We start from the raw sequence: 14,742 nt of genomic DNA, 5'->3' as shown, positions 1-14,742 counted from the left end.
ATTTATCTTCTATTATAGCACAAGTCAAGAGCTGTAATATTGTATTGTTTTTCTTGACCTTATCAAAAAAACCACTACGCGCAAGTGGTTTTTTAGTTTTTTGTTTTTAAATATTCTTCTTTCGTCAAGATCCAATAGTCACACAGGACAGAACGTCCCTCTTTTGCCATATATGTATAGACTTGACCCGTTTTTCGCATGCCAATCTTTTCCATTACACGTCCTGACTTTGGATTTTCTGCATCATGTTCTGCTACAATAATTTTTACATCAAGCTGGTTAAAAGCCAAATCTCTAAGGGAAGCGGCAGCCTCTGGCATTAGCCCTCTCCCCCAAAAGTTACGATTAAGCACCCAACCAAATACAGCTTGATCTCCGTCGAGCCTTAAATCAATGGTTCCAATCATTTTTTCGCTCTGCTTATCCACAATTGCCCAGCAAAATAAGCGATGTGGTATAAAATACTCCACAATACTTTCTTCGGTCATAGCTAAATCTTTATGTGCGGGAAATGAAACATAACGTACAACTTCTGGATCACTTGCATATTCAAAAAGGTCTTCTTTGTCCGCAAGTTCTACTTTTCTAAAAATTAAACGTTCTGTTTCAAAATTTTGATGTTGTGCAAGTATTACTTGTTTATTGTTCATTTTTTTTCACCTCAACGGTTGTTCCTTCGCCTAGCTCTGAGCTTATCTTAATACAAAAGTCAAGTCGATCCAAAATGAGTTTTGTTAAGTACAAGCCTAAACCCGATGCTTTATAATAGCTGCGACCGTTATAGCCTGTGAAACCATGCTCAAATATGCGTGGCAAATCTTCGGGTAAAATCCCTATTCCTGTATCACTTAAAATAATTTTATTTTCTTCGATACTAATTGTTAAACTGCCTTCATTTGTATATTTTATAGCATTATTGAGTAACTGCTCTATTGCCAAGCTAAACCATTTGCGATCTGTAGTAATTTCCCAGTCACCTGAAATAGTGACGGATAAATTTTTCTGGATGAAAAAACTGCTGTATTTTTTGAGCAGTTCTCGCAAAAGGGCAGCGACAGAAAATTTCTCAAAATGAAAATCTGTTGAAATATTGGCTATACGTTGGTATTCCAATAACATTTTTAAGTAATTATCCAAAGCGAAAGTTTGGTTTTTTAATTCGATTGGATTAATTTCTGTTTGTGCCATTAAATCGATTGCGGCCAAAGGGATTTTCATTTGATGGGACCAAACTTTGATAATATCTTCTGTTTCTTTAATGTGTTTTTCTTTTGCACGCAGGTTTTCTTCCAAATCCAAAAGCTCATGTTTCAAGTCACATAAGAGTGCTTCTCTATTCGCCCATCGAAAATATGAGGAAACCAAGTAAATCACAAATACAATCAAAGCAAGAATAGTTGCATTGATAAGGGATTCAATCGGAAGATGCCAGAGTAAAAAGTTGCTCACAAAGATAAAGAGCATCACCAGAAACACGCCGATTTGTGCAATTTTTGTCTGCAAAAACCGCTTTATTTTACTCCAAGGCATAGCCTACACCTCGTTTCGTTACCAAATGTGCAAATCCAATTTCTGCTAGTTTTTTACGTAAACGTGTCATTTTTACATTTAAAGTATTACTGTCGATAAATTCATCTGTTTGCCAAAGTTCTTGAAGAATAGCTTCTTTGCTTACAACAGCTCCGTTAGCTCTAAAAAGAACACTCAAGATTTTGTTTTCGGAAGGTGTAAGGTCAATCTGACTTTCTCCTGATTTTACCATGTTGTCAGATAAAATAAAGCCGGCAAATTCTAATTTCTCAGGGCCAGAAAAGTTGTAAGAACGACGAAGTAATGCCTTTATTTTGGCCTGCAAGATATCCAAGGAGAAAGGTTTTGTAACAAAATCATCAGCTCCTTGATTCATGGCTGTGACTTGGTTCATATCATCACTCATCGACGAGATAAAAATAATCGGAATTTGTGAGACTTTGCGTAATTCTGTTGTCCAGTAAAAACCGTTATAAAAGGGTAAACCAATATCCATTAAGACTAAGTCCGGATCTGCTTCCAATATTTCCTGCTTGACTGCCCGAAAATTTAAAACAGAATAGACCTGAAAGTCACTTTTCAAGGCATTAGTCAACATTTTAACAATCGTTTTATCGTCTTCAACAATAAAAATTTTGGGCATTTTTTCCTCCCGAACTTGCGGATCTGTTATCACTTGTTCTTTTTTCACTATCAATTTTTTCTTTCTCCTATTATAACATATAAAAAAAATCAGATGATTCCATCTGATTTTTAGAAAAATGTTGTAAAGCCATAATAGCCTAAACCAACAATAATGAGAAGTGAAAGGATATGCAAACTAAGCGTTAAAGACTGTAAAAGTTTGATATCCTTGCAGTTCTTAATCTTTCTTTGAACAAATTGAATGATGCCCCAAACATACCAGGCACAGAAAGTAAGAACAGTAAGTGAGCCACCAAGGACCAGTAAGTAATAGGGTATTTTTTCCATTTATTTTTTCTCCACAATATTGTAATACACAAGGCTTGTTCCTTTATAGATTAACCAATAAATAAAGGCTAAAGCAGCAATGGTTCCTAAGCTAATCCAAAGAATTAACTGGCTATCCATGATTCCAAAGATACCAATAAGTTTACTAATCATAATGTAAGCAAAGCTGAAATGTACAATCGTCATTGCGATTGGCAATAAGAAAATCATGCTCACTTGTGACTTGATGGTCTTAGACACTTGCTCTTTTGATAAACCTACTTCTTGTAGAATCTTGAATGAACGTTTGTCTTGCACACCTTCTGACAACTGTTTGTAATAGATAATCAAGGCAGCACCTAAAATGAAGCTAATGCCAAGAACCAAACCGATAAAGACAAAGGCACCGATTCCAGTTCTAACTTCTTTCATCTCAGCTGAACGGAAGCTGAGCATATGATCTCCATCATTATTACCTAACGCATTTGTTAATCTTTCTTGATCTTTTTCTGCAATATCAAAGTTAACTGTCACAGATGGACTCACTTGATAAGCTTGTTCACCATCATTGTTTGCTTTATTATAAACCTCAAGAGCTTGATGTAATGCTGCATCATTTGGGAAGATAAGAAGCATTGGCGTAGTTATATTCATCATGATAGGATACTTGGTCAAATCCTGAGTGGCCATGATGTCTTTCACTTCATATTTTGTGCCAAACCAATTAAACTCCTTAATTTTTGGATAAGCACCAAAGTAATCCAGGATATTAATTTGGTTACCAGAAATATCAGCAACATTTTCATCTAAATTTTTCAACGTTTGTAAAGTTGTCATTGAAAATTGAATGGCTGTTTTTTGGTCCCCTGTCGGAGTAATGTTTAGTGTTTTTTCTCCTTCTTTTTGACCGTTACCCATTAAGTAGTCTGCACTTAAAGCTGTTGTGACATTTGATATTTTTACACCCGCTTGGTCTGCTTTTTCTTGTAAATCTTGGGCCAGCTGATTACCTGTTTTTTCTTGTGAATAAACAGTGTATTGTCCTTCTTTTGGAAAAGCACGTTCAACAGTTTGGGTTGAGCCTAAGAAGATACCGATTGTAACTACTAAAGTTACTAAAGTCATCGACAAGAGAATGGTAATATTGGCCAAGCCAACCGCATTTGCTTTCATTCGGTAAAGCATTGAGCTGATCGTAATAAAGTTTTGCGGTTTATAGTAAGAATTACGTTTTTTACGCCATTTCAAATACCAAACGGTAAAACTGATATAGAAAAAGTAAGTTCCCAAAATAACTGCTAGAACTGCAAGGAAGAAAGTTGAGAGTGCTTTAACGGGATTATCAACATTTAGTGCTAAACCATAGCCAACTATCAGTAAAACAATACCAATCAAGGCCATGAAAATGTTTGACTTAGGCTCTTTTTCACCTTTAGATTCTTCTCTTAACAAATCGAGACTTGAAGATTTCCAAATGATAAATGTTCCAATAATAAGAAGCAAAGCAAAGAAGAGCAAGAATATTGCTGCGACTGTTAGAATAGAAGCTGGTGTAATCGCTAAGTTAAAGTTACTTTCACCAATCATATTGATAAAAATCAGGAAAAGAAACTTAGAAAAAGCAATCCCAACAATTGTACCGATGATGACAGTCGCAATATAACTCATTACGAGTTCAAAGAAAGAAACAAGGGCGATTTTCTTTTTCCCTAGTCCGAGAATGTCATAAAGCCCAAATTCACGTGAGCGTTGCAACTGTAGGAAACGATAACTATAAATGAGAATAATCCCACCAAAGATAGCCAAAATCCACATCGCAAAGGACATCATTTGCCCAACTGCTGCGCCACCCTTCATTTTTTCAAGGGATGGAGATTGTGCAATTGCAGCAGTAACAAAAAGCAAGACAAACATTGTTACACTCGCTACGATGAAAGGCGCAAATGATTTCAACCCTTTTTTCAGATTTTGTGCTGCCAGTTTAAAACTAAGCATTATCGGCTACCTCCGTTTCGCTTGAGTCAGCTGAAGCTCCCAAGAATGAAGTCATTGACAAGGTAATTTCTTTTGCAAACTCTGTTGATGACTTATCGCCACGATAAAGTTGATGATAGAGCATTCCGTCTTTAATGAAGAGGACACGTTTTGCGTGACTTGCAGCTAAGCTTGAGTGAGTAACCATGATGATTGTTTGACCAGCATCATTGATATTTTCGAAAAGTTCAAGCAGACTCTCTGAGTTTTTATAGTCCAGAGCTGCTGTTGGCTCATCTGCCAAAACAAGATCCGGTTGAGAAATCAGAGCACGCGCAACAGCCACACGTTGCTTTTGCCCCCCTGATAATTCAAAAGGTTGCTTTTCTAAAAGTGTGTCGATATTCAACTTAGGTGCTAAGTTTTCCAGACGTGCTTTCATTTTCTTTACTGGTGCTTTAGAAAGTACCATGGGAAGATAAATATTATCCCTTACTGATAAAGTATCCAAGAGGTTGAAATCTTGGAAGACAAAACCGAGATGTTCACGGCGGAATGCTGAGATATCCTTGTCTTTAATGGCTGTAATATCACGTCCTGAAAGTAAAACTTGACCAGCTGTGGGTTTTTCCAAAGTTGATAAGATATTCAAGAGTGTTGTTTTACCTGAACCTGACTCACCCATAATAGCAATGTATTCACCTTCTTCGACAGAAAAATCAATGTCAGCAAGAGCTGTTGTTTCTTCTTTTGAAAAGCGTGTTTTGAAAACTTTTTTGATATGTTTAACTTCTAATAGCATTTTTTCTCCCTTGTCACCTTTAACTGATTAATTTAATTTATCTTTTGCTTTACTTGGCAAGTCATTTTTTTGAACTTCTTCCCAGTTTGTTACACCTTTTGCTTTATTATCTGTCACTTTAAGATAAGCATCTTTACGTAAATTGTGTGTAGCTGTAAAGGAAATATCTTTTCCTTCGCCATTTTTATCATAAGAAGGTAGCTTGTACTCATAAGACACCATGCGTTCGCCTGAATCGCTTTTTCCAACTTTTTCCGAACCATCTTGTGTAATTTTTACGTAACGTTCTGTACCCCCGTAGCTTGATTTGTACCAGCCATATCCTAGACCACCAATCACTACTGCTAGAGCAAGTAAGCCAAATAATACTTTTTTCATATTGTTGCCTCTTTCCTACTAGGTTTTGTTTTTCTTAACCCTACACTTTTATTCTAACAAATTATATTTTCTGCAAACTTACACTTTTGTAATAAAAAAACTAGCCTTATTTTTGAGACTAGTTTTTATTTCATCAGAAGTTTTTTAAGCGTTCCTTATAGTTTTGAAAAGCCTCTTGTAGCTCTCTAAAACTATCGCTTGAAAACTTATCACAGATTTCTTGGGCTAGGACTGTAGCAACAACATTTTCCATTACTACTCCAGCCGCTGGAAGAGCGGTTGGATCAGAACGTTCAACGCTCGCTTTATAAGGTTCATGCGTTTCAGTATTGACAGACATGAGAGGCTTATATAGGGTCGGTATCGGTTTCATGACACCGCGAATAATAAGGTCCTCACCATTAGTCATGCCACCTTCAAAACCGCCAAGATTATTACTTTTTCGGCTGTAGCCTGTTTGCTTTTCCCAAAGGATTTCATCCATAACTTGACTTCCTTGACGTCGCCCGGCCTCAAAACCAAGACCAAATTCCACACCCTTAAAGGCATTGATAGAAACGACAGCTGCTGCGATTTTTGCATCTAATTTACGATCAAAATGTACGTAAGATCCTAAACCAGCCGGAACATTTGTAGCACGTACCTCTACAATTCCGCCTATCGTATCTCCAGCTTTCTTTATTTTATCAATATATGAACGAATTTCCTCAGCTCTTGAAATATCCACAATAGACAAATCATTTGTACCAGCTTTGGCTTTGATTTCCCTGACAGTGAGTTCTGGAAGTTGAGCAACAACATCTTTGCCTCCAAAATTAACCACATGATAAGCCAGCTCCATATCAAGCTGTTTGAGCAAAGCCTTGGCAACTGCTCCTACAGCTACTCTCATCGTTGTTTCACGAGCAGAGGAGCGCTCAAGTGTATTTCGCAAATCCTCAAATTCATACTTCATCCCCCCTACCAAGTCAGCATGTCCTGGTCGAGGTTTTGTCAATTTACGTTGTCTCTTGACGGCATCATCAACTTCTTCCGCAGCCATAATTTCCGTCCAATGTGAGAAGTCACGATTGGTTACATTAAGAGTAAGTGGACTTCCCAAAGTTTTACCATGACGCAAACCACTGGTGATTTCGACCTGATCAGATTCTATCTTCATGCGACCACCTCGTCCGTATCCTCCTTGACGGCGTTTCAATTCAACATTGATGTCAGAAGCTTGAAGGGGGAGTCCTGCTGGCAAACCTTCAATGATTGCTGTCAAACGTGGCCCATGTGATTCACCTGCTGTAAAAAAGCGCATCTTAATCCTCCATTATTTTTTGGTAAATTGGTAGTAAATCATCGATAGTTTCGAGCATTTCCTGTAATATCATATCATCTTGTTGACCATCAAAACGCTCAGCTTTCCAAACTCTACCCATCTCTAACTCTGATTTTTTTACATTTTTTAATCGGGTAACAAATTCTTCAAGATGGCTACTTCCATAAAAATCAGACTTGGTATGATCTTTAGATAGAACAAAATCCTTGGGTAATGAGAGATCCGAACTCAACTTCTGAGCGTAATCTGCTTGTCCTTTAGGCTGATCAATAATTGAAAGGTAGATGAACACGTAATCTTGCCAAATCCCTAATTGGAAATGCGGCTCCATTTTATAACCACGTTTTTGTGTGCCAATAGCAGACCACGTGTTTTCAGGTGCATTGCTTGTCCGCCGACGATGCTGTGCAATATGCAGGTAAAACTCCTGTTCAGGGAACGACTGCTTTATTCTTTCTTTTAGCTGCTCTCCTATTTCCATAAAAATCGGTTGAATTTCAGCACGCACTCCCTGCATACGCATTTCCAATTCTTCTATATCAAAGACTTCAAATGATTCTTTTCTAAACATATTTCCTCACAAAAATTTTATACAAATAATCCCTACCAACATTACTGCAACACCTGCAACTTGGATAAGACGTATCGGATAGCGATCTGAACGCCACCAACCAAACTGTTGCACCAACATTGAACCAATGATTTGTCCAAGTAATGCCATCATTATATTTAAGCCAGCCCCTATTTTTGGCACTGCTAAAACGGCGCCAAGAACAAAGAAGGCTCCCCAGATACCTCCCAATATATTCCATTTTTTTATCTTACCTAATTCAACTTTTGTAATTAAGCGACGTTCAATCACTAAAGTCACACAGACAATGGCAATCAGTCCAATGAAGAAAGACATAAATGAAGCTTGAAACGGCCGATGCAATAAGGTGCCCAAATGTCCATTAATAGCCTGTTGAACCGCAGTGAATGAACCTGATATTATCGCCCAAAGGCGCCAAAGCATCAAATTGGGCTCGGCTTCAACTTGTCCTGCTTTTTCACGTAAGCTAGGTAAAACAACGGCAATGAAAAGTCCAAGTATAGTAACAATAATCCCCAATATACGAATAGGACTCATCGGAATTTGGACCGCGTAAAACCAACCAAAGCTGTCAATAACAACTCCAGTTAAAATTTGTCCCAAAATAGGCAAGATAACAGTCTGCACAGCACCTAGTCGTGGAAAAAGAAAGACATTCGATGTAACATATACTGGACCGAGTAATCCACCAATCCATATCCAAGCAGGATGAGACTGGACAAATTCAGTAGAGGGGAACAAATCACCGGTCAAAAGTAATGAGATTGTACCTAAGAAAACAACCCCAATAATTTGAGAAATTGTTGATGCCCAAAAAGGCGAATTAACATTTTTGCGAAGATCGGCATTAATCGGGTTTTGGTTTGCTAGTAAAAAACCCGCAAAAAGTGCTATTCCAAGATAGACAAACATTATAATTTTTTAATTATTCTCTCCATTGTATTGATATTGCGACTTGTAAAAAGGTCTTTATAGACTGTTTTACCTAAGACTTTACCAAAAGCTGTTGATAGAGTCGCGTCCTTTAGCCCCTTCCAATAAAAAGTATTCACTTGGACAAGTCCTTCTTCCCTACTTGTTTTCAGAGTATTAAACTCGCTTTGAGCAATTTGAGAAAAGGTTTATTTTTAACAAGCTTTCTTATTTCTTGTTCGGTTTTTATAAAACTATGCACAGGTAAAAAAGATAGATCAGGCAAGGTTTCGCTGCTAAAAATGACATTCCCTGTAGCTAAAACAGTGAAACATCTGTAAAACCAGCTGCTTCAAACTCTTTTTTTAAGTCTGTCATTTTGAGTTTGCTACCACCCACATTTATTCCACGAAGAAATGCCCAGTATCTCATTTCAAATATTCCTTCATTTCTTGAAGGCTTATCTCATGAATTTTGGCCTGTCCAATTTCGGGAACAAGTACGGTCTTAATCATCTTACCTCGCGCTTTTTTATCATGGGTTAGGATTTCAAACAAAGCTGACTCATCCCATGGTTCATAAGTTTGAGGAAGTTGAAACTTTTGGAGTACCACTTTAATTTGAGCAGTTAGTCCTTTAGGCATCAGCCCCTTACTTTCCGCTACTTTACTTATTTGGATCATTCCAATAGCTACAGCCTCCCCATGCATGACCTGCCCATAGCCAGCATAAGCTTCCACAGCATGACCAATTGTGTGTCCAAAGTTCAAATAAAGTCGCGTTCCCTGATCAAACTCATCTTCCACAACAAGTTTCCGTTTCACATCACAGGCTGCCCGAATAAAATACTCTGCTTCTTGCAAAAGTTCATCATCATCCTGTATCTCATTTAAGCGGACCCAGAGTTGTTTATCGGCAATCAAGGCACACTTGACGATTTCACCAATTCCCTCACGAAAATCACGTTTCTCTAAGGTTTTCAATACCTCAGGATCAATCAGAACACCATCTGGTTGAGCAAAAGTTCCAATCATATTTTTAGCATAATCACTATTGATTCCTGTTTTTCCACCGATGGAACTGTCGACCTGAGCCGTTAAACTTGTTGGTATTTGGAGAAAGTGAATGCCCCTCATATATGTACTGGCGGCAAAAGCTGCTAAATCCCCAGCAACGCCTCCACCTAAAGCAATCACTCCATCGGAGCGTGTCAAACCATGTAAGGCACAAAATTCCCATAGTTTCTCTACAGTAGACAAGTTTTTACTTGCTTCACCTGCTGGAAAAGTAAAAGTAAAAACTTCAAATCCTTCAGTTCTTAACTGGGAAACTGCCTCTCTTCCATAGAGAGGTTCAACATTGTCATCGGTGACAAGTACAACTTTTTGTTGTTGCCAAAGTTGTGCAACCCATAGTCCCACTTGTGACAAGCTTCCCTTCTTAATAATGATATCATAAGGGTACTCTGGAAGATTAACATTTAACCTCATCTTTTTCCTCCAATTCCTGTCTAATCTGCTCAACAGGCATTTTTTTTCCTGTCCATAATTCAAAAGAAGCGGCAGCTTGATGAATAAGCATACCAACTCCATTCATCGTTGTTCTACCTTGGTTTTTCGCCCATTTCATCATTGGTGTTTCACGGACCTTGTAAATCGTGTCTACCACCAGAATTCCTGGGGGCAAAAGAATTGAAGTAGGGAACGGCATTGCTTCGCCAGACATCCCTACTGGTGTTGCATTAACGAGTAAGTCTGATGTCATAATTTCTTTTTGCAATCGTGAATGATCAGCTAGGTCGTAAAGTTTTATGGTAATTTTTGTCTGATGTGACAATTTTTCCAAACGCTGTTCTAAACGTGCATAGGAGGCTGAATGTCTAGAAAAAACCGTGACTTCGTGCATTTCAAGCAAAGCAGCCTGAACAATTATGGAAATCGCAGCACCACCACCACCAATTAGCGTGATTTTTTTATGACGCGGTTTAAAATTTAACGCCCTGAAGAAACCTTGACCATCCGTATTGTAACCTATTAATTTCCCCTTCTGATTGACAATCGTGTTGACTGCTCCAATCAACTGTGCTTCTTCGGATAATTCATCAATAAATTCCACCGCTTTTTGCTTGTAAGGCATCGAAATATTCAAACCATACATGTCCAATGTTCTGACATTGTTAATTGTCTGTTCGAGAATTTTTTCATTTTCCAAATCCCAAGCCAAATAGACAGCATTTTCATTGGTCAGCTCAAAAGCGCGATTATGAATAAAAGGAGAAAGACTGTGCTTAATGGGATGTGCTAACACAGCAGCCATCCGAGTGTATCCATTTATTTCCATCGTTTACCTGTATTCCTTTTTTTTGACATAAAAAAATAGTATTAGTTTCCTAATACTATTATAACTTATTTTAAACGGCTTTGCGCCCTGCGAAATACCGTTTGGCAACGCCAATCACTGCTGGAAGTAAGGATACAGCAACGATTGCTAGCATGACGAGTTCAAAGTTTTTCTTGATGAAAGGTACTTGTCCAAAGAGGAAACCTGCACCTAAAGCGACGATAACCCAAGCAAAACCACCTAAAAAATTATAAAGCACGAATTTTTTATGCGGCATGCGGCTTGTTCCTGCTGTAAAAGGAACAACCGTACGAATGATTGGCATAAAGCGCCCGAGGAAGATAGCCCACGAACCCCATTTAGCAAAGAACTGCTCTGCTTCTTCAATGTACTCTGGCTTTAAAAATTTAGATAGCGTTTTATGTTTTGGAATTACATCTCCAAATTTACGCCCAATTTCATAATTCAGAAGATTGGCCAGAAAAGCTAAACTCCCCATAATCAAAATCAGAAGAGGCATTGATAATTTATCTGGATACATGGCGGCCATCGATCCTACAAAAAAGAGAATTGAATCCCCCGGTAAGAACGGAAAAATAACCAGCCCTGTTTCAATAAAGATGATAGCTCCTAAAAGAACATAGACCCAAACGTGTGCGCCTGGTGCATTCAAAAAACCAGAAATCCAGTCATTGAAGAAGCCAAACATCGAAAGTGTTGTAAACATATTTTTATATTTTCCTTTTGTTATGCTGTTACTGCATTTTTTATTTTACACTAAAAGCTTGCCTTTATCAAATTCTCATTCATCTATTTTTTTAGACAAAATTATTATTTTTATTTATTCGGACTGATTTCCATGTCACATTTTATGACACAATTTATTTTTTTCAGCCTTGTTTTATGGTATACTGACAAGTATATAATTGTTTATATAATTAATGAAACTTAGGAGAAATAATGAAATGAAGAAATTATTCCTTACATTATCTTTAATATTCGCCACGATTACTGGAATGTCCTTTGCAACTGCTCATAATGTTAGCGCTCAGGAAACCGTACGTATCGCGAGTGATAATGCTTATGCCCCTTTTGAATTCCAAGATTCAGATAAAAATTGGGTAGGTATCGATGTCGATATCATGAAGGAAGTCGCTAAAATCAATGATTGGAAGCTTGAGATGTCTTTCCCTGGATTTGATGCCGCTCTTCAAAACTTAAAGGCTGGAAAAGCTGATGCGGTCATCGCTGGGATGACGATTACAGACGAACGTAAACAAGTTTTTGATGTTTCAGATCCATATTATACTTCAGCCATTACTTTAGCTACAACAAAGTCTTCTACACTTAAGAGCTATGATGAACTTAAAGGCAAAGCTGTTGGTGCTAAAAAAGGAACAGCTTCATATGACTGGTTGCAAAAAAACCAAGATAAATACGGCTATACAATCAAAACTTACTCTGACGGTGTTCACATGTTTGCCTCACTGGCTGCAGGAAACATCGTAGGTGCGATGGATGAAGCTCCTGTCATCTCTTATGCCATTAATCAAGGGCAAGACTTGGCAATCAATCTTCCTTCCTTCTCACTTCCTGGGGGTTACGGTTTTGCTGTAATGAAAGGTGAGAACTCTAAACTCATCGATGGTTTCAACAAAGCTTTGACTCAAATGAAAGCCAATGGCGAGTATGACAAAATCGTTCAAAAATATACTGGTGGTAAGAAAGCAACTCCTAAAAAAGATGTTTACACTATTGCCTCAGATAATAGCTTCGCCCCATTTGAATTCCAAAACACAGATAAAAAATTCACAGGTATTGATGTAGACTTGCTTAATGCTATTGCTAAGCAACAAGGCTTCAAAATCAAATGGAACCACGTTGGTTTCCAACCTGCAGTAGATGCAGTTCAAGCAGGACATGCTGATGCTATGATGGCGGGTATGTCAATCACTGATGCACGTAAAAAAGTCTTTGACTTTGGTGATGCCTATTATGATTCGAATTTGACACTTGCTGTTTCTAAGTCAAATGAAGACATCAAGAAATGGGAAGATCTAAAAGGAAAACAAGTTGGTGCCAAAAACGGGACAGCTTCTTATGACTATTTAACGAAAAACGAAAGCAAATACGGCTATACTTTAAAAACATTTACTGATGCTACTTCAATGTATTCTTCATTGAACAATGGTTCAATTCAAGCCTTTATGGACGATGAGCCTGTAGTAAAATATGCCATTAAACAAGGACAAGAATTTAAAACACCTTTTGAAGGTATCCCAACTGGTCAATACGGGTTCGCAGTGAAAAAAGGAACTAATCCTGAGCTTATCGAAATGTTCAACAATGGCCTTTCTTCACTACGTGCCAGCGGTCAATATCAAGAAATTATTGATAAATATTTAGCTTCAAAAACTGAATCCTCAACGGAATCAGAGACAGAAAGCACAATGCTTGGTATCTTGAAAAACAACTGGAAACAGTTAGGTAAAGGTCTCTGGATCACTATCCAATTGGCTTTAGTTTCCTTTGTTTTAGCAATGATTGTCGGTGTAATCTTCGGCCTTTTCTCCGCAAGTCCATCACCAGCTCTCCGTACAATTTCACGTATTTATGTCGATCTTAACCGTTCAATTCCTCTTTTGGTATTAACAATTTTCATTTTCTATGGTATCCCAAATATGTTGCAACTCCTCACAGGTCACCAAAGTCCTTTGAATGAGTTTACAGCCGGTGTTATTGCCTTAACTCTTAACGAATCAGCCTACATTGCTGAAATCGTTCGAGGCGGTATTGCTGCTGTTCCAACTGGCCAAATGGAGGCCAGCCGCTCCCTTGGTATTCCTTATGTGAAAACAATGCGAAAAGTAATCTTGCCACAAGCTGTTAAGATTACCATTCCTAGCTTGATTAACCAATTTATTATTACACTGAAAGATACAACCTTGGTATCTGTTATCGGATTGGTTGAACTCTTGCAAGCAGGTCAAATTATCGTTGCACGTAACTTCCAAGCTTTCCGTGTCTACGGTTTGATTGGTTTGATTTACATGGTTGTGCTGCTTCTCTTAATGTGGGCAGGACGTCGCATCGAACAAAAAATGAAATAAGGAGATTAAAGATATGTCTGTACAAATCGAAGTTACTGATCTTCACAAAACATATGGTAAAAACGAGGTTCTCAAAGGAATCTCTGCAAAATTTAACAAAGGAGATGTTGTTTGTATTATTGGTCCTTCAGGTTCTGGTAAATCAACATTCCTTCGTACACTAAATGGTTTAGAAGACGCAACAAGTGGCGATGTTATTATCAATGGGTACAACCTTACAGATAAAAACACTGATATTAACTTGGTTCGCCAACATGTCGGAATGGTTTTCCAACACTTCAACCTCTTTCCTAACATGACTGTTTTAGAAAATATTATGTATGCGCCCGTTGAGCTTAAAAAGCTTACAAAAACTGAAGCAAAAGAAAAAGCTCTGCGCTTGCTTGAAGCTGTTGGACTAGAAGAGAAAAAAGATACAATGCCTGAGATGCTTTCAGGTGGACAAAAACAACGTGTAGCCATTGCCCGTGCCTTGGCTATGGACCCTGATGTTATGCTCTTTGATGAGCCAACTTCAGCACTTGACCCTGAGATGGTTGGCGATGTCCTTGACCTGATGCGTCGTATCGCAGACGATGGCATGACAATGCTTATCGTAACACACGAGATGGGCTTTGCACGTAAAGTTGCTAACCGTGTCATGTTTACAGATGCTGGTGTTATCCTTGAAGATGGTAAACCAGAAGATCTCTTTGAAAACCCTCAGCATCCACGTTTACAAGACTTCTTATCTAAAGTATTGAATGCGTAAAGCCAAAAACGTTTGTCTCTTTAAAAGAAACAAACGTTTTTCTTTTTCTGCAAGATAATATAATAAAACTGAAAGGGG

The 14,742-nt window shown here is 38.0% G+C and carries 16 protein-coding genes; 2 read left to right on the top strand and 14 right to left on the bottom strand.

Features of this window, described 5'->3' with window-relative positions:
- Positions 1-92: 92 nt before the first annotated feature.
- The 14 genes from J0J36_RS02290 to J0J36_RS02225 form a co-directional block, all read right to left on the bottom strand.
- Positions 93-650, bottom strand: a complete 558-nt coding sequence (locus tag J0J36_RS02290; protein WP_019292057.1) for a GNAT family N-acetyltransferase — start codon at positions 648-650, stop codon at positions 93-95.
- On the bottom strand, positions 640-1,530 hold the full coding sequence (locus tag J0J36_RS02285; protein WP_040086577.1) for a HAMP domain-containing sensor histidine kinase: 891 nt from the start codon (positions 1,528-1,530) through the stop codon (positions 640-642). Before J0J36_RS02285 ends, J0J36_RS02290 begins: the two co-directional genes overlap by 11 nt.
- On the bottom strand, positions 1,517-2,173 hold the full coding sequence (locus J0J36_RS02280; protein ID WP_029343491.1) for a response regulator transcription factor: 657 nt from the start codon (positions 2,171-2,173) through the stop codon (positions 1,517-1,519). The genes J0J36_RS02285 and J0J36_RS02280 overlap by 14 nt, the downstream gene beginning before the upstream one ends.
- 110 nt (positions 2,174-2,283) lie before the next feature.
- Positions 2,284-2,502 (bottom strand): hypothetical protein, encoded by a 219-nt coding sequence (locus tag J0J36_RS02275; protein ID WP_019292060.1) that lies wholly within the window; start codon positions 2,500-2,502, stop codon positions 2,284-2,286.
- Positions 2,503-4,476, bottom strand: a complete 1,974-nt coding sequence (locus J0J36_RS02270) for an FtsX-like permease family protein (protein ID WP_153924575.1) — start codon at positions 4,474-4,476, stop codon at positions 2,503-2,505.
- Positions 4,469-5,257 (bottom strand): ABC transporter ATP-binding protein, encoded by a 789-nt coding sequence (locus J0J36_RS02265; protein WP_019292062.1) that lies wholly within the window; start codon positions 5,255-5,257, stop codon positions 4,469-4,471. The genes J0J36_RS02270 and J0J36_RS02265 overlap by 8 nt, the downstream gene beginning before the upstream one ends.
- Before the next feature lie 27 nt (positions 5,258-5,284).
- Entirely contained in the window at positions 5,285-5,635 is a 351-nt protein-coding gene (locus J0J36_RS02260) for a YxeA family protein (RefSeq protein WP_019335704.1), read from the bottom strand.
- Between the two features lie 133 nt (positions 5,636-5,768).
- A complete protein-coding gene (aroC, locus tag J0J36_RS02255; RefSeq protein ID WP_019292064.1) occupies positions 5,769-6,938 on the bottom strand; it encodes a chorismate synthase in 1,170 nt (389 codons plus the stop codon).
- A gap of 1 nt (position 6,939) precedes the next feature.
- On the bottom strand, positions 6,940-7,530 hold the full coding sequence (locus tag J0J36_RS02250) for a DUF1054 domain-containing protein (protein ID WP_153924572.1): 591 nt from the start codon (positions 7,528-7,530) through the stop codon (positions 6,940-6,942).
- A gap of 6 nt (positions 7,531-7,536) precedes the next feature.
- Positions 7,537-8,463, bottom strand: a complete 927-nt coding sequence (locus J0J36_RS02245) for a DMT family transporter (protein WP_019292066.1) — start codon at positions 8,461-8,463, stop codon at positions 7,537-7,539.
- 318 nt (positions 8,464-8,781) lie between these two features.
- A complete protein-coding gene (locus tag J0J36_RS10705; RefSeq protein ID WP_019293106.1) occupies positions 8,782-8,895 on the bottom strand; it encodes a DUF1697 domain-containing protein in 114 nt (37 codons plus the stop codon).
- A complete protein-coding gene (gene aroB / locus J0J36_RS02235; RefSeq protein ID WP_153924569.1) occupies positions 8,892-9,953 on the bottom strand; it encodes a 3-dehydroquinate synthase in 1,062 nt (353 codons plus the stop codon). The genes J0J36_RS10705 and aroB overlap by 4 nt, the downstream gene beginning before the upstream one ends.
- A complete protein-coding gene (locus J0J36_RS02230) occupies positions 9,937-10,803 on the bottom strand; it encodes a shikimate dehydrogenase (protein ID WP_153924567.1) in 867 nt (288 codons plus the stop codon). Before J0J36_RS02230 ends, aroB begins: the two co-directional genes overlap by 17 nt.
- A gap of 70 nt (positions 10,804-10,873) precedes the next feature.
- Positions 10,874-11,530, bottom strand: coding sequence for a VTT domain-containing protein (locus J0J36_RS02225; protein WP_004259068.1), 657 nt, complete (start codon positions 11,528-11,530; stop codon positions 10,874-10,876).
- Between the two features lie 238 nt (positions 11,531-11,768).
- Between J0J36_RS02225 and J0J36_RS02220 the strand changes: the two genes are divergently transcribed.
- Together J0J36_RS02220 and J0J36_RS02215 are read left to right on the top strand one after the other, a co-directional pair.
- The gene (locus J0J36_RS02220) at positions 11,769-13,913 is read left to right on the top strand and encodes an amino acid ABC transporter substrate-binding protein/permease (RefSeq protein WP_019292070.1); all 2,145 of its coding nucleotides are present in this window, start codon (positions 11,769-11,771) and stop codon (positions 13,911-13,913) included.
- A 13-nt stretch (positions 13,914-13,926) separates the two neighbouring features.
- On the top strand, positions 13,927-14,664 hold the full coding sequence (locus J0J36_RS02215) for an amino acid ABC transporter ATP-binding protein (protein WP_014024357.1): 738 nt from the start codon (positions 13,927-13,929) through the stop codon (positions 14,662-14,664).
- Positions 14,665-14,742 lie beyond the last annotated feature (78 nt).

Origin of the sequence: Lactococcus sp. LG1074 (assembly GCF_017309525.1) — a bacterium.
Taxonomy (GTDB): domain Bacteria; phylum Bacillota; class Bacilli; order Lactobacillales; family Streptococcaceae; genus Lactococcus; species Lactococcus petauri.
Note: the sequence above shows the minus strand (reverse complement) of the source record. Positions and strands in the feature narration are given on the sequence as shown.

Bases quoted from the DNA above. Each gene is read 5' to 3' on its own strand.
- aroC (WP_019292064.1), bottom strand. From the start codon at position 6,938: ATGCGCTTTTTTACAGCAGGTGAATCACATGGGCCACGTTTGACAGCA.
- J0J36_RS02230 (WP_153924567.1), bottom strand. From the start codon at position 10,803: ATGGAAATAAATGGATACACTCGGATGGCTGCTGTGTTAGCACATCCC.
- J0J36_RS02260 (WP_019335704.1), bottom strand. From the start codon at position 5,635: ATGAAAAAAGTATTATTTGGCTTACTTGCTCTAGCAGTAGTGATTGGT.
- J0J36_RS02290 (WP_019292057.1), bottom strand. From the start codon at position 650: ATGAACAATAAACAAGTAATACTTGCACAACATCAAAATTTTGAAACA.
- J0J36_RS02270 (WP_153924575.1), bottom strand. From the start codon at position 4,476: ATGCTTAGTTTTAAACTGGCAGCACAAAATCTGAAAAAAGGGTTGAAA.
- J0J36_RS02245 (WP_019292066.1), bottom strand. From the start codon at position 8,463: ATGTTTGTCTATCTTGGAATAGCACTTTTTGCGGGTTTTTTACTAGCA.
- aroB (WP_153924569.1), bottom strand. From the start codon at position 9,953: ATGAGGTTAAATGTTAATCTTCCAGAGTACCCTTATGATATCATTATT.
- J0J36_RS02250 (WP_153924572.1), bottom strand. From the start codon at position 7,530: ATGTTTAGAAAAGAATCATTTGAAGTCTTTGATATAGAAGAATTGGAA.
- J0J36_RS02225 (WP_004259068.1), bottom strand. From the start codon at position 11,530: ATGTTTACAACACTTTCGATGTTTGGCTTCTTCAATGACTGGATTTCT.
- J0J36_RS02265 (WP_019292062.1), bottom strand. From the start codon at position 5,257: ATGCTATTAGAAGTTAAACATATCAAAAAAGTTTTCAAAACACGCTTT.
- J0J36_RS02285 (WP_040086577.1), bottom strand. From the start codon at position 1,530: ATGCCTTGGAGTAAAATAAAGCGGTTTTTGCAGACAAAAATTGCACAA.
- J0J36_RS02215 (WP_014024357.1), top strand. From the start codon at position 13,927: ATGTCTGTACAAATCGAAGTTACTGATCTTCACAAAACATATGGTAAA.
- J0J36_RS02220 (WP_019292070.1), top strand. From the start codon at position 11,769: ATGAAGAAATTATTCCTTACATTATCTTTAATATTCGCCACGATTACT.
- J0J36_RS02280 (WP_029343491.1), bottom strand. From the start codon at position 2,173: ATGCCCAAAATTTTTATTGTTGAAGACGATAAAACGATTGTTAAAATG.
- J0J36_RS10705 (WP_019293106.1), bottom strand. From the start codon at position 8,895: ATGAGATACTGGGCATTTCTTCGTGGAATAAATGTGGGTGGTAGCAAA.
- J0J36_RS02275 (WP_019292060.1), bottom strand. From the start codon at position 2,502: ATGGAAAAAATACCCTATTACTTACTGGTCCTTGGTGGCTCACTTACT.